The sequence below is a fragment of the Bacteroidota bacterium genome (genome assembly GCA_039821555.1).
In the GTDB taxonomy this organism is placed as follows: Bacteria; Bacteroidota; Rhodothermia; order Rhodothermales; family Rubricoccaceae; genus JBCBEX01.
The window spans coordinates 120,935-140,515 of record JBCBNX010000004.1 but is presented as its reverse complement, the minus strand read 5'-3'; the positions used below and the strand labels follow the sequence as shown (position 1 = coordinate 140,515).

The following is a 19,581-nucleotide window of genomic DNA, read 5'->3' as shown; positions in this document are numbered from 1 at the left end:
ATAGCGGGGCGAGCGTGGGGCCGTGGCTCCCGGAACGGCGCGTCTGCCCTTCGGTAGCTTGCGGCTCCTGTTCCATCGACGCTTCACGCACCGTCTATGCTACGCTCTCGTCCCCTACGCGCTCGGCTGAGCGCCCTCGCCTTCAGCACGCTCGCGCTCCTTCTAGTCCCAGCCACGGTCGCGCAGCCCGCCGACCAACCGGCCAACACGCTCACCCCCTTCCACGTCGAGATGCTGCGCTCGATCGGCGAGGTGGCCATCTCGCCCGACGGCGCGACCGTAGCCTACACGGTGCGCACGCCCGCCAACCCGTACGAGTCGAACGCCGGGGCGAGCACGCCGCTCTACCTCTACGATGTGGCCGAAGGCAGCCACACGATCGCGCTCGACGCCTCCGTGCGCGGCCTCGCGTGGGCACCCGACGGCCGCCTGAGCTTCCTCTACCGTGGCGAAGACGATCCCACCACAGCGCTCTACGCCATGGAACCCGGCACGGAGCCGCAGTTGGTGGTCCGCCACGGAACGAGCATCCGCGCCTACGACTGGGACGCCACCTCGGGACGCGTCGCCTTCATCGCCGACGAGGTGCTGCCCGCGCCGATGGAGCGGCTTCCGCTCGGCAACCGCGCGCCCATTGTCTATGAGGAGAACACGCCCAACCGCGCGCTCTACGTCTACCAGCCGCCGACGCGCATGATGCCGCAGCGCCTTGCCATCGAGGGCTCCGTCTACGCCGTCGACTGGCACCCGAAGGGCGACATGCTCGCCATTAGCGTCGCGCCGAATCCGTACGTGGACGCGTCGTACATGTACAAGCGCATCCGGCTCTTCGACCTCGACAGCAACAGCATCGTCGGCCGGATTGAGAACCCCGGTAAGCTCGACAACCGCCTCCAGTTCAGCCCCGACGGCGAGCACCTCGCCTTCCGCTCAGCGCAGGACATCGGCGATCCGTCGAACGGCCGACTGTTCATCGTGCCCGTCGAGAACGCGAACTTCGAGAACGCCCGCGAGGTGTTCGACCCGATGCGCGAGGCCGACGTGATCGAGTACGGCTGGCTCTCCAACGACGAGGTCTGGACCGTCGTCTCGGCGAACTTCGCCACGCAGACCGCGCTGGAGTCGCACACGCTCGACGGCACCGCGACGACACACATCCCGTGGGACACCGGCCTGATCCTGAGCGACATCACGTTCTCGGACGACGGCACGCTCGCCTTCAGTGCCGACACGCCCGCGCACCCCGACGAGCTGTTCGTCCGCGCCGGTGACGCCGAGGTCACGATGGCGACCGACCTCAACCCGATGCTGGCCGACGTGCGCCTCGCGCGCCAGGAGGTCATCACCCACGAGGCCCCCGACGGCCTCACGCTCAGCGGTACGCTCTTCTACCCGCTCGACTATCAGGAAAGCCAGACCTACCCGCTCGTCCTCGACGTACACGGCGGCCCGGAGGCGTTCGTCGCCAACGGCTGGATCACGGACTACAACAGCCAGGCGCAGCTGCTCGCGGCGCGCGGCTACGCGGTGTTCTACCCCAACTACCGCGGCTCTACCGGGCGCGGTGTGGCCTTCGCCAAGGCCGGCCAGGGCGACCCGGCTGGCAAGGAGTTCGACGACCTCATCACGGCCGCCGACCACCTCATCGAGATCGGCGTGGCGGACCCCGACCGCGTCGGCGTGACGGGTGGCTCCTACGGCGGCTACGCGACCGCGTGGCTCTCGACGCGCTACAGCGACCGCATCGCCGCAGGCGTGATGTTCGTCGGCATCTCGAACAAGATCTCGAAGGTGGGCACGACGGACATCGCCGACGAGGAGTTCTACGTGCACGCGCTCAAGCGCCCGTGGGACGACTGGCAGTTCATGCTCGAGCGCAGCCCGATCTACTACGCCGGGCAGTCGGAGACGCCGCTGCTGATCCTCCACGGCGAGGCCGACCCGCGCGTGGACGCCGGGCAGAGCTACGAGCTCTACCGCCACCTCAAGCTGCGCGGCGAGGCGCCGGTCCGCCTCGTGCTCTACCCCGGCGAGGGCCACGGCAACGCCCGCGTCGGCGCACGCTACGACTACGCCCTCCGCGCCCTACGCTGGTTCGACGTGTTCCTCAAGGGCGACAGCGACACGCTGCCCCCCGCCGAGATCGTTGTCCCGGCACCGCCGATGTCGGACGCCGCGACCGAGACCGAAGTCGAGATGGGCGAAGAGTAACGCCGTCTGTGCTCCAAAGCTCGAAGGGCGAGGTGCTGCGGCGCCTCGCCCTTCTTGTGTTTCCGTACTCACCCCGCTGTCATCCTGAGCGAGCGTCAGTGAGTCGAAGGATCTGCGGGGCAGCTTCCAGGCCCCACTCTAAGCGTCGAGGTAGACAGAGATCCTTCAACTTCGCCCTCCGGGCTACGCTCAGGATGACACGATGTGGCTCGTGAGCCTACTCCTGATCCGTCAGCACGGCCTGTCCTAGATCCGCGGCGATGCGATAGAACTCGCGGAGGTGCTCTAGCCGCTCGATTAGCATCGGCCAGTAGTACAGATGAGGAAACACATCGCACTCGTACACCACACTGGCCTTGTTTTGACGAACTAGCATCTCGAAGTCGAACGACTCCAGAGCATTCCGAATAGCTCCTACCTCATCAGACCGGTTGTAGCGGAGCGGCTTATCGAATCCTGTCTTCGCCTGATGCCAGCCGGAGACAGCAGCACCTGTCACGCAACCTGGCGGTCCGTAGTCCTCCCACGTGCCCAGTTCACGTTTGACTGGATCGAGTAGATACTTGAGCGGACGCCACACCCCAGACTTTCCCAGATCCAGCCAACCAATTTGCTCTGACCTGTACTGGTGTGGCATTTCTCCCTCTACTTCCTCCAGCGCTTGAAATTCGTCGTCATACCGAACCAACTCATCATCGTCCGTCACCACCGCTTCGAGACGATGCGATGGGAGACGATATAGCGTGAGGAAGTAGCCCATTCACGACTCTGCTAGTCCTCGTCTTCCTCCGCCGTTACGGCGATGTGGAGTTCGTCGAGTTGCTCGGCGTCCACGGCGGCGGGCGTCTGACTCATCAGTTCCGTGGCCGACTGTGTCTTCGGGAACGCGATCACGTCGCGGAGAGACGTGGCCCCGGTGAGGTGCATCACGAGGCGGTCGAGGCCGAAGGCGATGCCGCCGTGCGGGGGCGCGCCGAAGCGCAGCGCGTCGAGGAGGAAGCCGAAGCGCTCGCTCGCCTCCTGCTCGTCGATGCCGAGGAGGTCGAACATGTGGCTTTGGATGTCGGCGCGGTGGATACGGATCGAGCCGCCCGCGATCTCGGTGCCATTGAGGACGAGATCGTAGGCGCGCGCCCGCGCCTCGCCCGGCGCAAACGCGCCGCTGCTGCGGTCGAGCTTGTCGAAGTCTTCGGGCTTCGGCGACGTAAACGGGTGGTGCATCGCGAAGTAGCGCCCCTCCTCGCCGTCGCCCTCCGCTGGGGTGGCAGCGTCGCGGTCGTATTCGAGGAGCGGGAACTCGGTTACCCACAGGAACTCCCACGGCCCGTCGGCGCCCTCGGGGACGAGGCCCATCTCTTCGCCCATGTGGAGGCGCAGCGACCCGGCCTGCTCGAACACCTTCGGCTGCGGCCCGGCGAGCAGCAACACGAGGTCGCCCGCTTCGGCACCCACGGCCTCGATGCAGCGTTCGACATACTGAGTCGGCAGAACGTGCTCCTTCACGTTCGAGAACGTCTCGCTCCCGTCCGAGGGCAGCTTGAAGTAGATCAACCCACCCGCGCCGATGCGCTTGCGGACAATGTCCTTGTCGAGGCGGTCCATCGCGCCGCGCCCGCGGTCGCCTTCCCCCTTCGCGACGATGGCGACGACGGCCCCGCCTTGCTCGATGGCGCTGTTGAACACGCGGAACGGGCTGTCGGCGAAGACGGCGGACACGTCCTGAAGCTCCATCCCAAAGCGGAGGTCGGGCTTATCGGAGCCGTAGCGGCGCAGCGCCTCCGCGTAGGGCATGCGGCGGAACGGCGTCGAAATCTCGATGCCGCGCGTGGCCTGCCAGATCTCGGCGATGAGGCCCTCCACCATCTCGTAGATCAGCTCCTCCGTCGCGAACGTCATCTCGACGTCGATCTGGGTGAACTCCGGCTGGCGGTCGGCGCGGAGGTCCTCGTCGCGGAAGCACTTCGTGATCTGGAAGTAGCGGTCCATCCCCGCGATCATTAGGATCTGCTTGTAGGTCTGCGGGCTCTGCGGGAGCGCGTAGAACTTGCCTGGGTGGACGCGGCTCGGCACGAGGTAGTCCCGTGCCCCCTCCGGCGTCGACTTCATGAGGACGGGCGTCTCGACCTCCACAAAATTGTGCTGGTCGAAGTAGCGCCGCGTGGCTTGGTAGAGTTTGTGGCGCAGGAGCAGGTTGTGCTGGAGCGTCGGCCGGCGGAGGTCGAGGTAGCGGTACTGCAGCCGCAGTTCCACGTTGGCCTTCTGCTGCTTCTCCTCGTGCGCGGTCACCACGAACGGCGGCGCGTCGCTGACGGCGAGCACTTCGAGCGAATCGACCCACACTTCGACCTCGCCGGTGGGCAGCTTCGGGTTGACCGTCTCGTCGGAGCGGCGGCGGACCTCGCCGCGCACCGAGATGACGTACTCTGAGCGCAGTTGCTCGGCCGTCTCCATCGCCGCGTCGGCGATCTGCGGCGCGAAGACGACCTGCGTCAGGCCGTAGCGGTCGCGCAGGTCGATGAAGATGAGCCCGCCGAGGTCGCGGCGCGTGTCGACCCAGCCCTTGAGCACGACGGTCTCGCCGACATGCGCGGCGCGGAGGTCGCCGCCGGTGTGGGTGCGGCGGCCGTGCTGGGATTCAGCGGTGAGGAGGGCGGTGCGGCTGGACATGGCGAGGGTGGGGTCGGGGAATCAAGGACCGAAAAGGTGCAGCGATGCGGTGACGGGGTCAAGCGGTGCGCGCATTCCTCCCCGATTCTCCGTTTCCCTTGCCACTTCGTTCGTCCCCTTCGGACGCCCCCCTTCGGACCTCGCACCTCCCGCCCGTATCTTCGCCCGCTGTTCACGAGGGGTGCCCACCCGCCTCCTTCCCTTCGCATTCGCCCTGGCTTTTCATGGCTTCTGACTCCATCGGCGCGGGCCGCGCCTGGTTCGGCCACCCGCGTGGCCTCTCGACGCTCTTCTTCACCGAGATGTGGGAGCGCTTCTCCTACTACGGCCTGCGCGCCATCCTGGTGCTCTTCATGACGGCCGCGATGACGCTGGAGAACCCTGGCTTCGGGTTCGGCGAGGGTCAGGCGAACGCGATCGTCGGCCTCTACCTCTTCTTCGTGTACGTGCTCTCGCTGCCCGGCGGCTGGGTGGCAGACAACGTCTGGGGGCAGAAGCGCGCCATCTTCGTGGGCGGCATCATCATCGCGCTGGGGCACTTCACGATGGCGGGGCCTATGGTCGGGCTCCCCGAGCAGCCGACGTTCTTCCTGGGCTTGGCGCTCGTGGCCATCGGCACGGGCTTCCTGAAGCCGAACGTCTCCACCATCGTCGGCGACCTCTACCCGGAGGGCGGGGCGCGGCGCGACGCCGGGTTCTCGGTCTTCTACATGGGGATCAACATCGGCGCGATGCTGGGCCCGCTGCTCTGCGGCGCGATCGGCGAAGGCTTCAGCCTGTTCGGCTTCACGTACGCGGGCAACTGGCACCTCGGGTTCTCGCTCGCGGGCTTCGGGATGCTGCTCGGACTGATCCAGTACCGCCTTGGCGCGAAGCACCTCGACGGCGTGGGCGACGCCCCCAGAGACACCCCGCCGAACACGCTCTCCCAACGCGAGCGCTCGTTCTATCTCGCTTCGGCGGCGGCCGTGATCGTGCTGGGGCTGTTTGGGGCGCTGATGGTTTCGGGCGTGATCGGCCTCTCGCTAGAGCAGATCGCTGGCGGACTCGGGGGCGTCGTGGTGGCGCTCGTGGCGGCATTCTTCGCCTACATCGTCTTCTTTGGCGGGCACTCGGCGGAGGAGAAGAAGCGGCTCGGGGTGATCGCGTGGCTCTTCGTGCTAGCGGCGCTCTTCTGGAGCGGCTTCGAGCAGGCGAGCACCTCGCTGAACCTGTTTGCGCGCGATCTCACCGACCGCAACATCTTGGACGCGGTGATCCCAGCGAGCACGCTGCAGCTCATCAACCCGCTGTTCATCATCATCCTAGCCCCGGTCTTCGGGAGCCTCTGGGTGTGGCTCTCGAAGCGCAACGCGAATCCGAGCATCCCGGTCAAGTTTGGGATGGGGCTGCTCGGCCTGTCGGTGGGCTTCTTCGTGCTCGCGTGGGGCTCCGCCAACGCCACGCCGGAGTCGCCGGTGTCACCCTCGTGGCTGATCGTGACCTACTTCTTCCACACCTGCGGCGAGCTGTGCCTCAGCCCCGTCGGTCTCTCGTCGATGACGAAGCTCGCGCCGAAGAACCGCGTGGGGCAGATGATGGGCATCTGGTTCGTGGCGGCGGCGCTGGGCAACCTGATCGCGGGCCTCGTGGCGGGCCAGCTCGAGAGCTTGCCCGCGAGCGACCTCTTCAGCTCGGTGGCGATGTTCGTGGGCGGCGGCGGCGTGATCGCACTGCTGGTGAGCCCGTTCGTGAAGCGCCTGATGGGCGACATCAAGTAGCCCTTGAAGCGCTGTTCGCTTGACGCACTCCTAGGGCGGTGCGAGGTTCATACCTCCACCACCCTGCTGCTTTGATACCGATGGCTGACCAACTCTCTATTCCCATCCACGTGCTCGCTCACGGTGTGGGCCTCGCCTTACCTGCGCACGCCACCGCAGACAGCGCAGGCGTCGACCTCAGGGCGGCCGTTCCCGAGGACGCCCCGCTGACGCTTGCGCCGGGTGCGTTCGCGCTGGTCCCGACGGGGCTTCAGATCGCGCTCCCGCACGGCACCGAGGGCCAGGTACGCCCGCGATCGGGACTCGGGTTCAAGCATGGCGTCACAGTCTTGAACAGCCCCGGCACCATCGACGCAGACTATCGAGGCGAGGTGAAGGTGTTGCTCATCAACCACGGCCCCGAGCCCTTCGTCGTCACGCGCGGCGAGCGCATCGCTCAGCTCGTCGTAGCTCGCTACGAGCGTGTCCAGTTCGAACAGTCGCACGACCTAGCCGCCACAGAGCGAGGTAGCGGCGGATTTGGTCACACGGGCCGTAGCTAGACCAGGCGAGCGCGAACAAACAGCGAGCGGAAAGGTCCTGTGTTGCGCAGCGGCTCTGCAGGTCGCCCCAGCACCTTCTTCACCACGTTTTTCGGGATCAGGAGTGGATCCCGGAAGAAGTAGGGCACCCGGAGCACCTTCACGACCTCAAACCCGTCCCGCTCGAACAGGGCGCGCAAGTGCGCCTCTCCAGCAAAGACTAGGTGATCAGGGAGATAGAGCGGATCTGGGTAGGCGGCCGGGGTTGGCAACTCAGCGGCATTCCCCGTGACTAGCACCACCTCTCCGTTGTCCCGCAGCTTTGTTTTGAGGTTCGAGACAAACGAGAAGGGGTCTGGCAGATGCGAGAACACATTGACCAACGAGATCACGTCGAAGGTGCCCTGGACATCGCTGAGCGTTTCAGGCGTCACAGGAAGACCGCGTTGTTGGGCGACACGCACCTTCGGCAGACACGGGTCAACACCTAATACCGCAGACCCCTGAGGCAGCAGGGCTTGAACGGCCGCCACCAGTTCACCAAAGCCGCACCCCACGTCGAGCCAGGATCGTGTCTTCGTTGCCAGTTCGCGTTCGGGGTAGAGCTCGGCCAGGCGCTGTTCGAACATGCGTTGCTTGGCACGCCGAAAGTTCAGGAGTCCCACTCGGTCTACCTCGCCATGCTCCGTTGCATGCAGGCCGCTCTGCGCAGCCTCGTCGATAGCTTCAGCCGGCGGGCGAGGACTGACGTAGATAAACTGGCACGTGGTGCACTGCTGGGCTTGGTAGCCGTTGTCGCGAGCCCACAGCCCACGCTCCATGCCGCCGCAGTGAGGACAAGCAATATCCACGAGGGTACGTTCCATGGTCGTTGCGGGCACGCTTGTATGAGGGTTACTCAAGGGACATGCAGGTTGGGTTACGCCTCCACAGTATGAAAGGCCTGAATGTGACGAGGAATCCGGTTCAGTGCCACGAGGGCCGCTTGGACTGCGATATTCGGCCGCCTGTTTGCTCGTTCACGTCCCGCCATTGCGGCCAGCCATATGGATTCGGCAAACTTCTCCGGGGCCCACCCTGCCACGATTTCTCGGGAGCGGCGACCCATAGCGCGTCGATCTGTGGAGGGATGGGCCATCGTGAGTAGATGGTGTGCCAAGCCCTCTGTGTCGTTCGGATCGAAGCGAAAGCCGTTGCTCCCCTCATCAACCAGGTCCCGTGCACATCCTGCTCCGGTCGAAACAATCACAGGGAGCCCGGCAGCCATCGCCTCATTAACTGCGAGCGCCCACTGGTCAACGAGCGACGGGTGCACGAAGGCGCTGGCTAGCCCGTAGTAGGCTGGCAGTTCTTCAATCTGTCGGAAGCCGCAAAACTCTACCCCCGCAATGTCCTGTTGGGCGACGAGCGCTTCGAGCTCGCTGCGGAGATAGCCATCGCCCAGCATGAGCAAGCGCCAGGGGGCGTGCCCTTGCTGATCTGAGAGCCGACGGTACTGATGGTAGGCTAGCAGCAGTCGGTCCAGGTTTTTGCGCGCGATGAACCGGTTCGATGCAACGAAGAAGGGGCGGTCACTAGCCAGACCAGGCAAGTGCCGGAACCGCTCTGGATCGGCCCTAGCCACCTCCGCACCGTTGTCGAAGAACGCGTTGTCGACCGCGTTGTACTTCGTGAACACGTACGCCTCAGGGATGCCTAGCTTCACGACATAGTCGCGCTGCGGCGTGCCTCCGACGATGGCACTATCGTACTCCTGGACGATCTGGCGCTTGATCTGCTCTCGCCACGCCACCCGCTCCGCATCGTCTTCTTTGGTCGCCATCATGAGGATGGCAACACGGCGGCGGCGCCGACACCAGGCCAGTGCCGCGCGTGCATCCGGGTAGCCGTAGCTCATGATGGCTACGGCGTCAGGGTCGATCTGGTCGAGCACGTCGAGGGTCCGCGCATGCATGTCTGCAGGGCGGATGTCGTTAAAGACGCGGCCGGGAAACGCTTGGACGCGCTCGAAGGGCTCAGCACCTGCTTCGACCCGCCACTCGTAGATCGCGTCGTCACTCGCGGTTTCGAGACCGATCACACGGCCGCCACGCTCTTCTGCATGGGCGTGGGTGGCGCGAAGGCGCGTGAGGTGGATTGGGCCGAATCGAGGCCACTGAATGCAAAGCTTAAACATGGGTCTAGAGTTGAGTGGCCGTGCGGCGGCGCGTCCCGACATACCGTACGAGATACATCACCGTGTCGAAGAGCGGATGGTGCAGGGGTCCCCCAAGCCACCACGATGCATCGGTCCAGCGTGCTCGGTACGCCCTGAAGCCGTCGAACTCATCGGCGTCGCCATTCGCATAGTGCCTGACGTAGCGCGCGTGCCAGCCGCGTCCGGTGAACGTCGCGATTTCCACAGGCACGAGTGAACGCCTGACGGCAGGGATTGCGCGGTCGTAGGGAAACAGCAACGCGATCACGACTACGCACGTCGTCGCAAAGATCACGTAGAGTGTGAGGATGTTGCTGAGATGGAAGAGGAGGATGACAGGCAGCATCAGGCCGAGCAGCGGGCGCCTGAATCCGGCGGTAGATGCCGCCAAGAACACGACGGCCAGGGCGATGTAGCCTGGTCCAAATACCTCGTTGAACGTCGCAAGTGATCGTGGAACTTCGAGCGGGAGGTCATGCGAGCGGTAGGTCGTCGCTGAGGTGATCAGGAGAGCATCGGGATGGAGGAACGTCATGCCGGGCTTGAGCACGGCGCGGACGGTGAGGTCGAGAACCTTCCAGAACCCCGCCAAGGTGTAGGGGAAGAGCAGCCCTGCACGGTACCAATCGAAGGCACGGGCCTGTGCACGCAGCGTCGCTTCTGCCGCACCTCGGTCGCGGAGAGCTGCTTGCAGGTTGGGGGTACCTACAGGTAGGAAGAGAGCAAGTACGTGGCCCAGCAGAAATACGTGGTTCATGTGGTCCACCTTGCCGTAGGCGAACTCAGGCGCGATGAGGTAAAGCGCTCCGAATGCAAGCACGAGGCGCGCCAGCACGACCTGGGGAAACCGCCAGCATACCCACACACATGCCACCATAACGGCAGCGACACCGTACCAAGCGACGGCTCCCGGCATCTCAGACTGCAACAGCGCCGAGAGCCATGTCCCAGGCTCGTAGAGGCCGGCGGGTCGCTCCAGGAGTCTGGTTTCGCGTATGTACGCCCGCAGAACTATCCAGGGGACGGTGAGGAGCAGCAGCGCACGATCGGCAAAGAGGCCGGCCCATACGCCCGCAGCTGCAGCATTGAGTCGGCCCGTTCGGCTAAGCATGACGGGGAGCTAGGGACGTTCAGGGACTTCGAAACGGACGAGCGTCGTCGTATCGGCAGTTGCGGAGTCCGCCAATACGACCAGCGGAGCAAACCGCTCACCGACGATGCGGTAGGACTCAGCGCCGGGTGCCACCGTCGAGGCGAACGCCTGGAGCCGGCGCAGATCTGAAGGCGTGGCCAGCGCTTCGTCCGTAACTGTCCCGATCACGAGGTGATACTCCTTGCGCGTGAATGCCTCGGTTGAAGCTACGGGGTGGCGGATCCACTCTGCCGTGGACGTAGCACGGCTGTAGAGACGGTAAGTTGTATGCCCATCAACGCCCCAGGGCTCGGAGAACAGGCGCCAGTTGAAGAACGGGTACAACTCTGATGGACCGCCGAGCTTACGAACGGGGTAGCTCGCTAGGCTTAGTACCATACTTGCGAAGACGAGCCAGCAAGTCAGGCGCGTGCGGCTAGGCATGGTCAGATACGGATGCAGAGACAGATGCGGAAGGAGGCATTGCAGGGTCCGTATCGGGTTGGCGACGCAGACGCCCTTTTATGGCCCACCAGGCGCGAAACAGAGCGGGTTTGTGCACGAGACGCATGAGAATCCGGGCACGCAGCGGCGTCCGCCCGAGCGTGTTTGCCAGTAGACTGCGGACGTGCTCGTCGGGAACGTGCGTGACAATGCCGGGGTCAGCCCCCAGGGCTGCGCCGAGTGCCGCCCGCGAGGATGCCTGCTGAGCGTGACCGATCACGCGCAGCAGGAGGGGGATCACATGCTCTTCGGTGTAGTGCTGCCGGACGTACTCGCTCCCTCGCCGCGCCAACTGCTCGACCAGCGCCGGGGTCGTCAGCAGGCGCGCCATGGCTACAGCGACGTAACGCTCGCTCGCAGCCACGAGGCCACCACGCTCATGGCCGACCACCCCCAGTTGGCTATTGTGGCGCGCAGGCGTCGAGTGCGTGACGATGGGGGTGCCGCACAGCAAGGCTTCTCCAAACACCAGGCCAAACGTCTCGCCAATGGGGCTGCCGTGGAGGAAGACATCCATAGCGCTGTAGCACGTCCGGAGGACCTCGTCGTCGTGGAGGAAAGGGAGCTCAACTACACGCCGGCGCACGTCCTCCGGGAACGCGGCGATGCGGGCGCGTGCTGTATCGTCAAAACCTGCGCCGACAAAGAATGCAGAGGGGTGCGCCCGAGCCACCTCCTCGAAGGCCTCGAACATGAACCCCGGCCACTTGAGGGGGTCAGGCCGGGCAACGCAGCCGAACACGAACGCGTTGGTAGGTATACCGTGCGCACGCCGAAACGCAGCAACGTCCGAGGGCGCAGCTGGAAAGAAACGGGTGGCGTCTACGATGTTTGGGACGACGGCCCCGAGCGGCGGCGGGCGAAGCGGCCGAGCCCATTGCTGCCATCGCCAGAGCACCCAAGGGGCAACCAGGAGATGTACATCCGTCTCCTGAAAGCGCTGCCGATAGTCGACGCGGCCGAACGACGCGGTTTCCAGAACGGCGGGCCGACGGGAGCGCCCGCGTAGTAGCGCGCGGATCGCTTCTGCCTCGAAATCGCGTACGGGCCCTTCGCTATGGAGGTGTAGCACATCCGCCCCCCAGGCTCCAGCCTCTTCAACAGCCCGAGCCATCTGCTCAGGGTCACCGCCGACAAAGACCGGCACGCCTGCCTGACGCAACACCTCAAGCCGAGGTCCGGAAGCCTGGAGCGCGAGAACGGCGACCATTGCCCCATATTTCCGGTACCCGAGCGTGTAGTCTTGGGCGACACGCTGTCGGCCTCCTGCACTGAGCTTGTCGACGATCGTCAGGATGCGCATGGACTTTTACCGATGTCGGAGGCGGAGGTGGCACAGGAAGGCATAGGCCGCAAGGAGTAGGAGTTCGCACGCCAGCGTCGTAAGCGCCGCCCCCGTCACGCCGAGTTGTGGAATGAGCCACAGGTTGAGGCCGACGTTGAGCACTACTCCCCCAAACAGTCCACCCGCCACCGCACGCGGCATATCGAGTGAAAGGAGTACGGCCGCAAGCAACGTGCGCAAACTTGTCAGCGGAAACGCCCAGCACAATACGCGGAGCACCGGAGCCGATGCCTGTAGTTCCGGGTCGTCAGTGACCCACGTCATGAGGGGATCTGAAATCACGCTTAGCACCCCTGCTCCAATCACGCCCACAACCAGCAGCCCCGCCGCGATACGCCACAGCAACCGTGTTGCCGCGCCAAAACGTTCCTCGCTACAGAGCTTAGCTAGACGCGGGTAGCCCGCTGCCGTCACGACGACAGCTGGAATCATGTTGAGCGCTTCCACGAAGCGGAAAGGCAGGCCATACTGCGCGGCGGCGACCGTACTCAGGAGCGCCTCGACCATGACCGTGTCAATCCGAAAGAACATCATGCCCAGCAGGCTAACCAGACCGTAGGGCACAAGGGCTGGCAGTACGGATTTAGCATAGGGCCAGTCGAGACCATTCCGCTCAGGCACGAGCTTGCGTGCCACGAAGAGCAACACCCCTGTTGCCGTGAATACGGTCCCAATCGCCATCCCTGCCACGGTCATTGCTGGTGTGGCCACGGCAACCAGCATGGAGGCGCCTCCTGCAATCACGAGAAGCTTTTCTACCAGGACGGAGATCGCTTCGTATTGAAGCACTTCGAACGCCTGGAAATAGGCGCGCGCATACTCGGTGAGAGTCAGACCGGCGTGGTAAACACATACCGCCCCAGTCGTCAGCACGAGAGGGCGCTCGTAGTCAAGAGCCCAGGCGGCAACTCCGACGCCCGCCGCCGCCATCGCAATGAGTAGGAGCCGCAGTGAGAGAAAATGAGTAAACAGCCTGGGCGCCTGCGCGGAATCGCGGGCCACCTCGCGCACGATGTATTGGGCGGCGCCGAAGTTAGTCAGCGCAAAGGCGACGGCCCCGAGCGATAACGCTGTCGTCAGCGCACCATAGCCGTCCGCCCCCAGTACGCGTGCGCAGGCCACGGTGATAAACACAAACCATAGGGGCTTAACGGCGATATTGGCTGCACCCAGCCACGACGCATTAACGAGGAGACGGCGTCCGCCCGCAACATCGGATGCTTGACCTTGCTTTGGCTGCCCCACTTCCATGTCGTCATCGCCGAGCATCCGGGACGGCTGGCACTAGATCCCACGCTCGGTGGCGCAGTCCCGCGAGCAGAGCAAGAGGATATACCAATACGAACACCCCGTCGGCGTTGAGCATCATCCCCTCTGTCATGGCCGCTAGAGCCAGACCTGGGATGGCCGCCGTGCACGCGAGAGCCGTAGCAAACACGAGAGCAGCGCTACGACCACGCCGCCTCGCTGCCTCGGCGCTAACGAAGCGAGCGCCTAGCACAAAACTACCGAGGAAGAATGTAGCGAACAGGGAGAGCCCCAAGACCCCATGGCGGAATAAGATGCCGATATAGGTGTTGTGGACGTATGCCTTCTCGTGGGTTGCGTCAAACACAAGGCTGAAGTGGCTGTACTCTGCTCCCATTCCCCATCCAAACAGAGGGCTGCGCACCGCGCGACGGACTACGGCCTCCCACTCGTAGAAGCGGTTGACGAGCGAGAGGTCTTGTGTCGCTGCCGTTCCGAGCGAAACGAAACGCGTGGAAAGCCCTGTCAGAATGATCTCGAACAGATTGTTGAAGGCAATAAACCCGACCAGCAGCAATACCGCCACAGCGGACGTCAGCGCGACGACCAGGCGAACACGCTGGCGGCGCTCCATCATAAACAGCATAACACCGAGCGCGAGCATCATGGACACCCAGATCGCACGGCTCTGCCCCACGACCACGCCGGCCGTGAGTGTAAAGCAAAAGACCACGAGTACGACGCGTGCACTGGTACTCCGAGTGTAGTAGAGCAAAAAGGTGAGCCCTCCAATGAGCCCGACCATGATTTGCCGCTCGTTCGTGCGTGCCCGGTTCTGCATGATCTCCCACAGCGCCTCGGCGTTTTGAAGCGCCTGGAGGTAATACAGAAAGTTGCGCACCGTCACAACGACGACGACCGCAGCAAAGACAAGCAGTAGCAAACCAAGCGTTTTCGGCGATTGGGCAACGGCATGCTTGATCGGAAAGTAGAAGCCGAGCACGACCATGCCCGTCCATTGACTCACAGCCACGACCAGGTCACTGCCTACAAATGGCACGAGTAAGAGCGATGCAGTCGCAACGATCAAGTATCCAAGCACTGCCACGTCAACGAAGCTCTGCACGTAGCTCGCCCGACGCACAAACGTGTGGTACAGAAACCAGGCAGCGAGATAGGCCAGATAGTAGACTCCGAAAGCGAGTTCGTGGATCTGGATCCCCTCGGCGTAATCGAAAACAGCGAGGAACCCGAAGAGCACCGCCGCGAGGTGGTAGACCGGCTTGCCCCAGAGAAATAGGAGTCCCGCTGCTCCGATCAAAAGCAGCGGCGGAATCCAGACCAAGCTGGGCTCTAGAGCCCCTAGTACCGCTACACCGAGCAAGCCGAGGCCAAACACGCCTGCAAGCGCGCGCTCGGCACCTCGCACGAGCGCGATGTCCGTGAACGCTGTGCCGGCCTCACCGCCAGAGGCCGCGCTCATGCGTCCTGCCGCGATGGTTCACGCAGCCGGGATGCAAGCTCGGGGAGGTGGAGCCGCGTCCAAGCGCGGACGACCACATACCCACACGCCAAGAGAACCCCGGAGAGCGTGAGCAACACTACGAGCACCTTCCGAGAGGGACGAGCTGGTACGACCGTTGGCTCGGCTGCATCCACCACTTGGACGGCTTGAGCTTCGCTCTCCTCGCGGAACCGAGCCTGCTCGTACAGCGGATAGATGCTCTCGATGATGGTAGTCTGAATGAGTTGCTCTTGGACCAGGCCCGCGTACTGCCGTCCTAAGCTGGGGAGGTCTTCGAGCGCAATCGGGAGCGCAGCATCCTGCCCGGACAGCAGGCGGCGGGCTTCGCCGCGTGCGGCGTCGCGTGCGGCACGAGCTGCCACAACCGTAGGGTTTTCCGAACCGAACTGGTCGGCTAGCGCCTGGTACTCGACGGTGAGTTGAGCCTCAGTGGCTTTGACTTGAGCGACAGCTTCCAAGAGCGCGCGCGCCTGAGATTCCAGTTCTGTCACGCCGTACTCCTCTTGGAAATCCTGAAGACTACCCCGTACGGAGTCTAGGGCTGCCTCGGCCTCACCCAACCTCGCCTCCACAGCCACCCGCGTACGGCGGGCATTCTCCGAGGTCAACCGCACATGCTCTCGTCCTAGCTCTTCGACGAGCGTGTTCGCGATGTTGGCGGCTCGGTCTGCATCGCGGTCGTACGCGCGGATCGTTAGATAGTCGTATTCGAGGTCTACTTCGTATTCCACGTTGTCGCGGAGCTCTTCCCGGGTGGCCGAGAGCGGATGCTCCTGGTCCGCGAAACCATAAACTTCCACGAGATCGAACCGGTCAATGATGGTGTCCATCATGGTCCGGCTCGTGAGAATCGTGAGGTACCGGGAGTACTCCCCTCCACCGGTGAGCAAGCCCCCGACAGCCCCACCGGCTGAGCCTAGCAACGCACCCAGCGAGAATCCGGTGGTATCCTCCGGCTTGAGCAGCCGGGCCTCGGAGGCATATTGACGCGGAACCAGGAGGGCAATACCGACCGCGACCACCGCCGACGCAAGCGTGACCGCCGCGATGAGGCGCCAATGCTGGTAGATGGCTCGGGCGTATGTCCAACCGTCTGTACCCGCGCTAGAAGCGCCCGCTTCTGGGTGGTCACCTCGGCCCGGCCGGAGCGAATCTTGGCGCGAACTACGCTGTACCGTAAGAGGCTCCATGCTAGTTGCCACTATCGTTTAGAAGGAGCACGAGGGTTACAGCCGTCGAGATGGCGGCTAGAGTCGTCTGGATGACTTGCAATGCAAAGCCGCGGCGGTCTCGGGACTCCTGGCGTTCTAGTTGCTCCAGTTGGATCGCGAGTTGCTGCTGCTGCTCAGTCTCAGGGCGTGGCTCGCGGTCCGCGAACACCCGGTCGCCCGGCTGCACTGTAGCGTTAGACGCCAACATCATCTCGCCCGTCGAGGCGTTGAGCACGAAGATCTCCCGCGCTTCGGCGGCGACTCCGCCGGCCTGCTCAATGTAGTAGGAGACTGCAGCACCCTCTACAAATGGGATGAAGCCAGGTCGGCGTACTGCACCTAGCACCTGGATCGCCTCCTCACCAGAGGGCATGAGCAGCCGATCTCCATCTTGGAGCAAGAGCGGCGGCGCACTCACGGCGAGCACATTAGAGTCTAGCGGGATCCGCTGGAACTGGAGCAAGTCGCGCGCCAGGAAGTCGCGGCTCAGAAACTCCAAGTTGCCGAGGCGGCCCGTCTCGTTGACGGGATAGAATAGCGCAGGGTCCGTCTCCAAGCGTCGTTCGAGCACGGCTACGCGGGGTAGGGCCTCAGGGCGTAGTCCGCCAGCCATGGCAAGTAGGTCCTGCACACTCGTCTCGCCGATGCGAATCGGATAGGTGCCGGGGTAGAGCAAAGCCCCCACCGCGTCAGCCGTCCCGGCCGTGACGTCCTGCGTGACGAGGTAGATCTGCGCACGTGGCTGCACCGAGGGGACCGTCCCCGCACGCAGTGCTGCTGCATCAAGCGTGAGGGTCTCTGGACGACCGTTCTCCGCAAGTTGTGTCAGCCGAACCGCCTGCACCTGGTCAAGCGCTCCGGGGCCGAGGGCGACTTCGGCGAGATCGAAAACCGTATCTCCCTCGCGGTAGTCATGCACTTGGCTCTCGATCAGATCTCCGTCGATGTGTACCCCCGACACATCTGGCGCGAACAGCGCAAGGTGCACGGCGTCGCCGTCCCGGAGATACGGGTTGTACTGCGTGTCGCCTGTAGCGTAGTAGCGCATCAGATCCACGCGAGTGCGGGACCCATCGCGGTGCACCACCAGCACGTTTCTCAGCGCCGGTAGCGACTCCTCCGGAGCCTCAAGCAAGGAGCTGCCCCGCCTCTCGTCCTCGATGGGGGCCGTTAGCACTTCGGCAGTCATGTTGGCAGGAACACGGATGAGGGTCTCGCCCTGACGCAGTCCGCCCTGGTTGCGCAACGCCAACGGAGTCAGGCCACCGAGCGCCGCAGCCAGGGCGTCTTCAACGCGAGCGATGGGGCCAACCAAGCGTCGTCCTGGCTCGGGAACCGCGCCAGAGACATGCACAAAAAACTGGCGTGGCGAGCTCAGCGTCACGTTCGTGGGAACGTTGCGGTAGGCCTGCCGCAGCGCTGCGCGCACCTCGCCCTGCACCGTCTGCAGGGTCTCACCATCGACCTCAAACGCCCCGAGGCTCGGAAATACGAGCAGGCCATCGGCGGAGACCGTGGCACTCTGCACGACTGGGACTCCGCCGCCTGCCGTCACGGTGAACACGTCGCCCGGGCCCACGATGTAGGCCGCCGGATCGAGTGCTCCTTCGAGAGCAATGGGGGCACCAGAGCCACCTCCGCGGGCTGCCACCTGCTGCGCAACCTGGTCGCGCAGGCTGCTTTCGAGCCCTTGCGCTTGTCCGAGGCCCGGCAAGAAGCAAGCTAGGGCTATCGCCAGAACGGCTGTACCCTGTCGAATTGGAATCCTGACGAGCAAGGTCGTAGTCGGGTGGTAGTGGTGGGTGGGAAATCGGCAGAAACTACCCTTCGTGTCTCCAGAGGGCAATGCATCTGCAGAAAACCCACATCGTCCCGTTCAGGACACCGCCGCTAGCTGCTGGAACACGACGAGGGCTCGCGCGACGGCTTGGTCCATGTTGTAGTACTTGTAGTCGGCCAGGCGGCCCGCGAAGGTGACGGATTCGAGGCTGGCGGCCTCGGCGGCGTAGCGCGCGTACTGCGCGCGGTTTGCAGCAGCGGGAACGGGGTAATAGGGCTCGTTCGTGCCCGGCGCGTAGGCTTCGGGAAACTCGCGGGCGACGGTCGTCCCCGCGGCGCGCTGACCCGTGGCGTGCTTGAACTCCGTCACGCGCGTGAACGGCACATCGAGCGCCGGATGGTTGACCTGGGCCACAGGCTGGGCAAATCCGCGTGCCCCGAGATCGCCGTCGAGGTCGGCTGCGGCCGTGTGCTCGAAGCGGAAGCGGAGGCTGCGGTAGGGTAGCGGCCCGTACGCCTCGTCGAAGAACGCATCGATAGGGCCGGTGTAGATCAGGCGATCGAATTGCACCGTGTCGCGGGCGTCTTCGAAGGCGACGCCGGTTTCCAGATCGATGCCGGGGTGGTCGAGGATGCGTTCGACCATCGCGGTGTACCCGTCGCGCGGTAGCGCCTGGAAGCCGTCTTGGAAATAGCGGTCGTCGCGGCTGACGCGGACAGGGACGCGCGCCGTCACGTGCGGTCCGAGTGCGTCGGGTGGGCAGCCCCAGTGCTTGAGCGTGTAGCCGTAGAACACGCGCTCGTAGACAAACTCCGCGAGTGCATGGAGGTCGGGGTCGGCAGTCTCGCGCAGCTTCAGGATCGGCACGTTGGCGCCCTCGCCATAGGTCGACAAGAGACGTGCTTCGAGACGCTGTGCCTGGCGCTCAGGGTAAAGCGCGTGTAGCGACGTCAGGTTGAACGGCACCGGCACGAGCCGCTCGACCCCGTCGTGGTCGGCGATGCGCCCGAGGACGCGGTGCTCGTAGGGGTGCCACGCGGTGAACTGCGAGAGGTAGCGGACGACGGCCTCGCTGTTGGTATGAAAGAGGTGCGGGCCGTAGCGGTGGACGCGCACGCCGTGCTCGTCGTCCTCGTCGTAGACGTTGCCCCCGAGGTGCGCGCGCCGGTCGATGACGAGCACGCGCTTGCCGAGCTGCGACGCCAGCCGCTCGGCGAGCACGCTGCCGGTCAGCCCGGCTCCGACGATCAGGTAGTCGTAGCGACGCACGGAATGGGTTCGGGTCGAGGGTCGAGGGTCGAGGGTCGAGGGTCGAGGGTCGAGGGTCGAGGGTCGAGAAGGTGCAGGGCGGCGGCGGCGGGGTCAAGGGTGCGAGCGATTCCTCCTCTGCTCTTCGCGGTGTGGCGGTGTGGCGGTGTGGCGGTGTGGCGGTGTGGCGGTGTGGCGGTGTGGCGGTGTGGCGGTGTGGCGGTGTGGCGGT

General features: G+C 64.5%; 15 protein-coding genes. 3 read left to right on the top strand and 12 right to left on the bottom strand.

Annotation, left to right across the window (positions count from 1 at the left end; translation table 11 throughout):
* Positions 1–96 precede the first annotated feature (96 nt).
* Positions 97–2,211, top strand: a complete 2,115-nt coding sequence (locus tag AAFU51_06620) for a S9 family peptidase (protein MEO1570926.1) — start codon at positions 97–99, stop codon at positions 2,209–2,211.
* A gap of 217 nt (positions 2,212–2,428) precedes the next feature.
* Here AAFU51_06620 and AAFU51_06615 read toward each other — a convergent pair whose 3' ends face one another.
* Together AAFU51_06615 and aspS are read right to left on the bottom strand one after the other, a co-directional pair.
* The gene (locus AAFU51_06615) at positions 2,429–2,971 is read right to left on the bottom strand and encodes a DUF1877 family protein (protein MEO1570925.1); all 543 of its coding nucleotides are present in this window, start codon (positions 2,969–2,971) and stop codon (positions 2,429–2,431) included.
* A gap of 11 nt (positions 2,972–2,982) precedes the next feature.
* Positions 2,983–4,878: an aspartate--tRNA ligase gene (aspS, locus tag AAFU51_06610; GenBank protein ID MEO1570924.1), complete on the bottom strand. Its 1,896-nt coding sequence runs from the start codon at positions 4,876–4,878 to the stop codon at positions 2,983–2,985.
* A 224-nt stretch (positions 4,879–5,102) separates the two neighbouring features.
* On the opposite strand from aspS, the gene AAFU51_06605 reads away from it, so the two are divergent.
* Together AAFU51_06605 and dut are read left to right on the top strand one after the other, a co-directional pair.
* The gene (locus AAFU51_06605) at positions 5,103–6,638 is read left to right on the top strand and encodes a peptide MFS transporter (GenBank protein MEO1570923.1); all 1,536 of its coding nucleotides are present in this window, start codon (positions 5,103–5,105) and stop codon (positions 6,636–6,638) included.
* Positions 6,639–6,718: 80 nt separating this feature from the next.
* Positions 6,719–7,180, top strand: coding sequence for a dUTP diphosphatase (gene dut, locus AAFU51_06600; GenBank protein MEO1570922.1), 462 nt, complete (start codon positions 6,719–6,721; stop codon positions 7,178–7,180).
* Here dut and AAFU51_06595 read toward each other — a convergent pair.
* From AAFU51_06595 to glf, 10 genes are all read right to left on the bottom strand, one after another.
* Entirely contained in the window at positions 7,177–8,025 is an 849-nt protein-coding gene (locus AAFU51_06595; protein ID MEO1570921.1) for a class I SAM-dependent methyltransferase, read from the bottom strand. The two genes, dut and AAFU51_06595, sit on opposite strands and share 4 nt — an antisense overlap.
* A gap of 53 nt (positions 8,026–8,078) precedes the next feature.
* On the bottom strand, positions 8,079–9,335 hold the full coding sequence (locus tag AAFU51_06590) for a glycosyltransferase family 4 protein (protein MEO1570920.1): 1,257 nt from the start codon (positions 9,333–9,335) through the stop codon (positions 8,079–8,081).
* Between the two features lie 4 nt (positions 9,336–9,339).
* Positions 9,340–10,176 (bottom strand): hypothetical protein, encoded by an 837-nt coding sequence (locus AAFU51_06585; GenBank protein MEO1570919.1) that lies wholly within the window; start codon positions 10,174–10,176, stop codon positions 9,340–9,342.
* A gap of 300 nt (positions 10,177–10,476) precedes the next feature.
* Positions 10,477–10,887, bottom strand: coding sequence for a hypothetical protein (locus tag AAFU51_06580; protein ID MEO1570918.1), 411 nt, complete (start codon positions 10,885–10,887; stop codon positions 10,477–10,479).
* Between the two features lie 37 nt (positions 10,888–10,924).
* On the bottom strand, positions 10,925–12,295 hold the full coding sequence (locus tag AAFU51_06575) for a glycosyltransferase family 4 protein (protein MEO1570917.1): 1,371 nt from the start codon (positions 12,293–12,295) through the stop codon (positions 10,925–10,927).
* Between the two features lie 6 nt (positions 12,296–12,301).
* On the bottom strand, positions 12,302–13,606 hold the full coding sequence (locus AAFU51_06570) for a flippase (GenBank protein MEO1570916.1): 1,305 nt from the start codon (positions 13,604–13,606) through the stop codon (positions 12,302–12,304).
* Positions 13,593–15,068, bottom strand: a complete 1,476-nt coding sequence (locus tag AAFU51_06565; protein ID MEO1570915.1) for an O-antigen ligase family protein — start codon at positions 15,066–15,068, stop codon at positions 13,593–13,595. The genes AAFU51_06570 and AAFU51_06565 overlap by 14 nt, the downstream gene beginning before the upstream one ends.
* A complete protein-coding gene (locus AAFU51_06560) occupies positions 15,065–16,300 on the bottom strand; it encodes a Wzz/FepE/Etk N-terminal domain-containing protein (protein ID MEO1570914.1) in 1,236 nt (411 codons plus the stop codon). The genes AAFU51_06565 and AAFU51_06560 overlap by 4 nt, the downstream gene beginning before the upstream one ends.
* A gap of 1 nt (position 16,301) precedes the next feature.
* A complete protein-coding gene (locus AAFU51_06555; GenBank protein ID MEO1570913.1) occupies positions 16,302–18,035 on the bottom strand; it encodes an SLBB domain-containing protein in 1,734 nt (577 codons plus the stop codon).
* A gap of 162 nt (positions 18,036–18,197) precedes the next feature.
* Positions 18,198–19,370, bottom strand: coding sequence for a UDP-galactopyranose mutase (glf, locus tag AAFU51_06550; GenBank protein ID MEO1570912.1), 1,173 nt, complete (start codon positions 19,368–19,370; stop codon positions 18,198–18,200).
* Between the last annotated feature and the right edge of the window lie 211 nt (positions 19,371–19,581).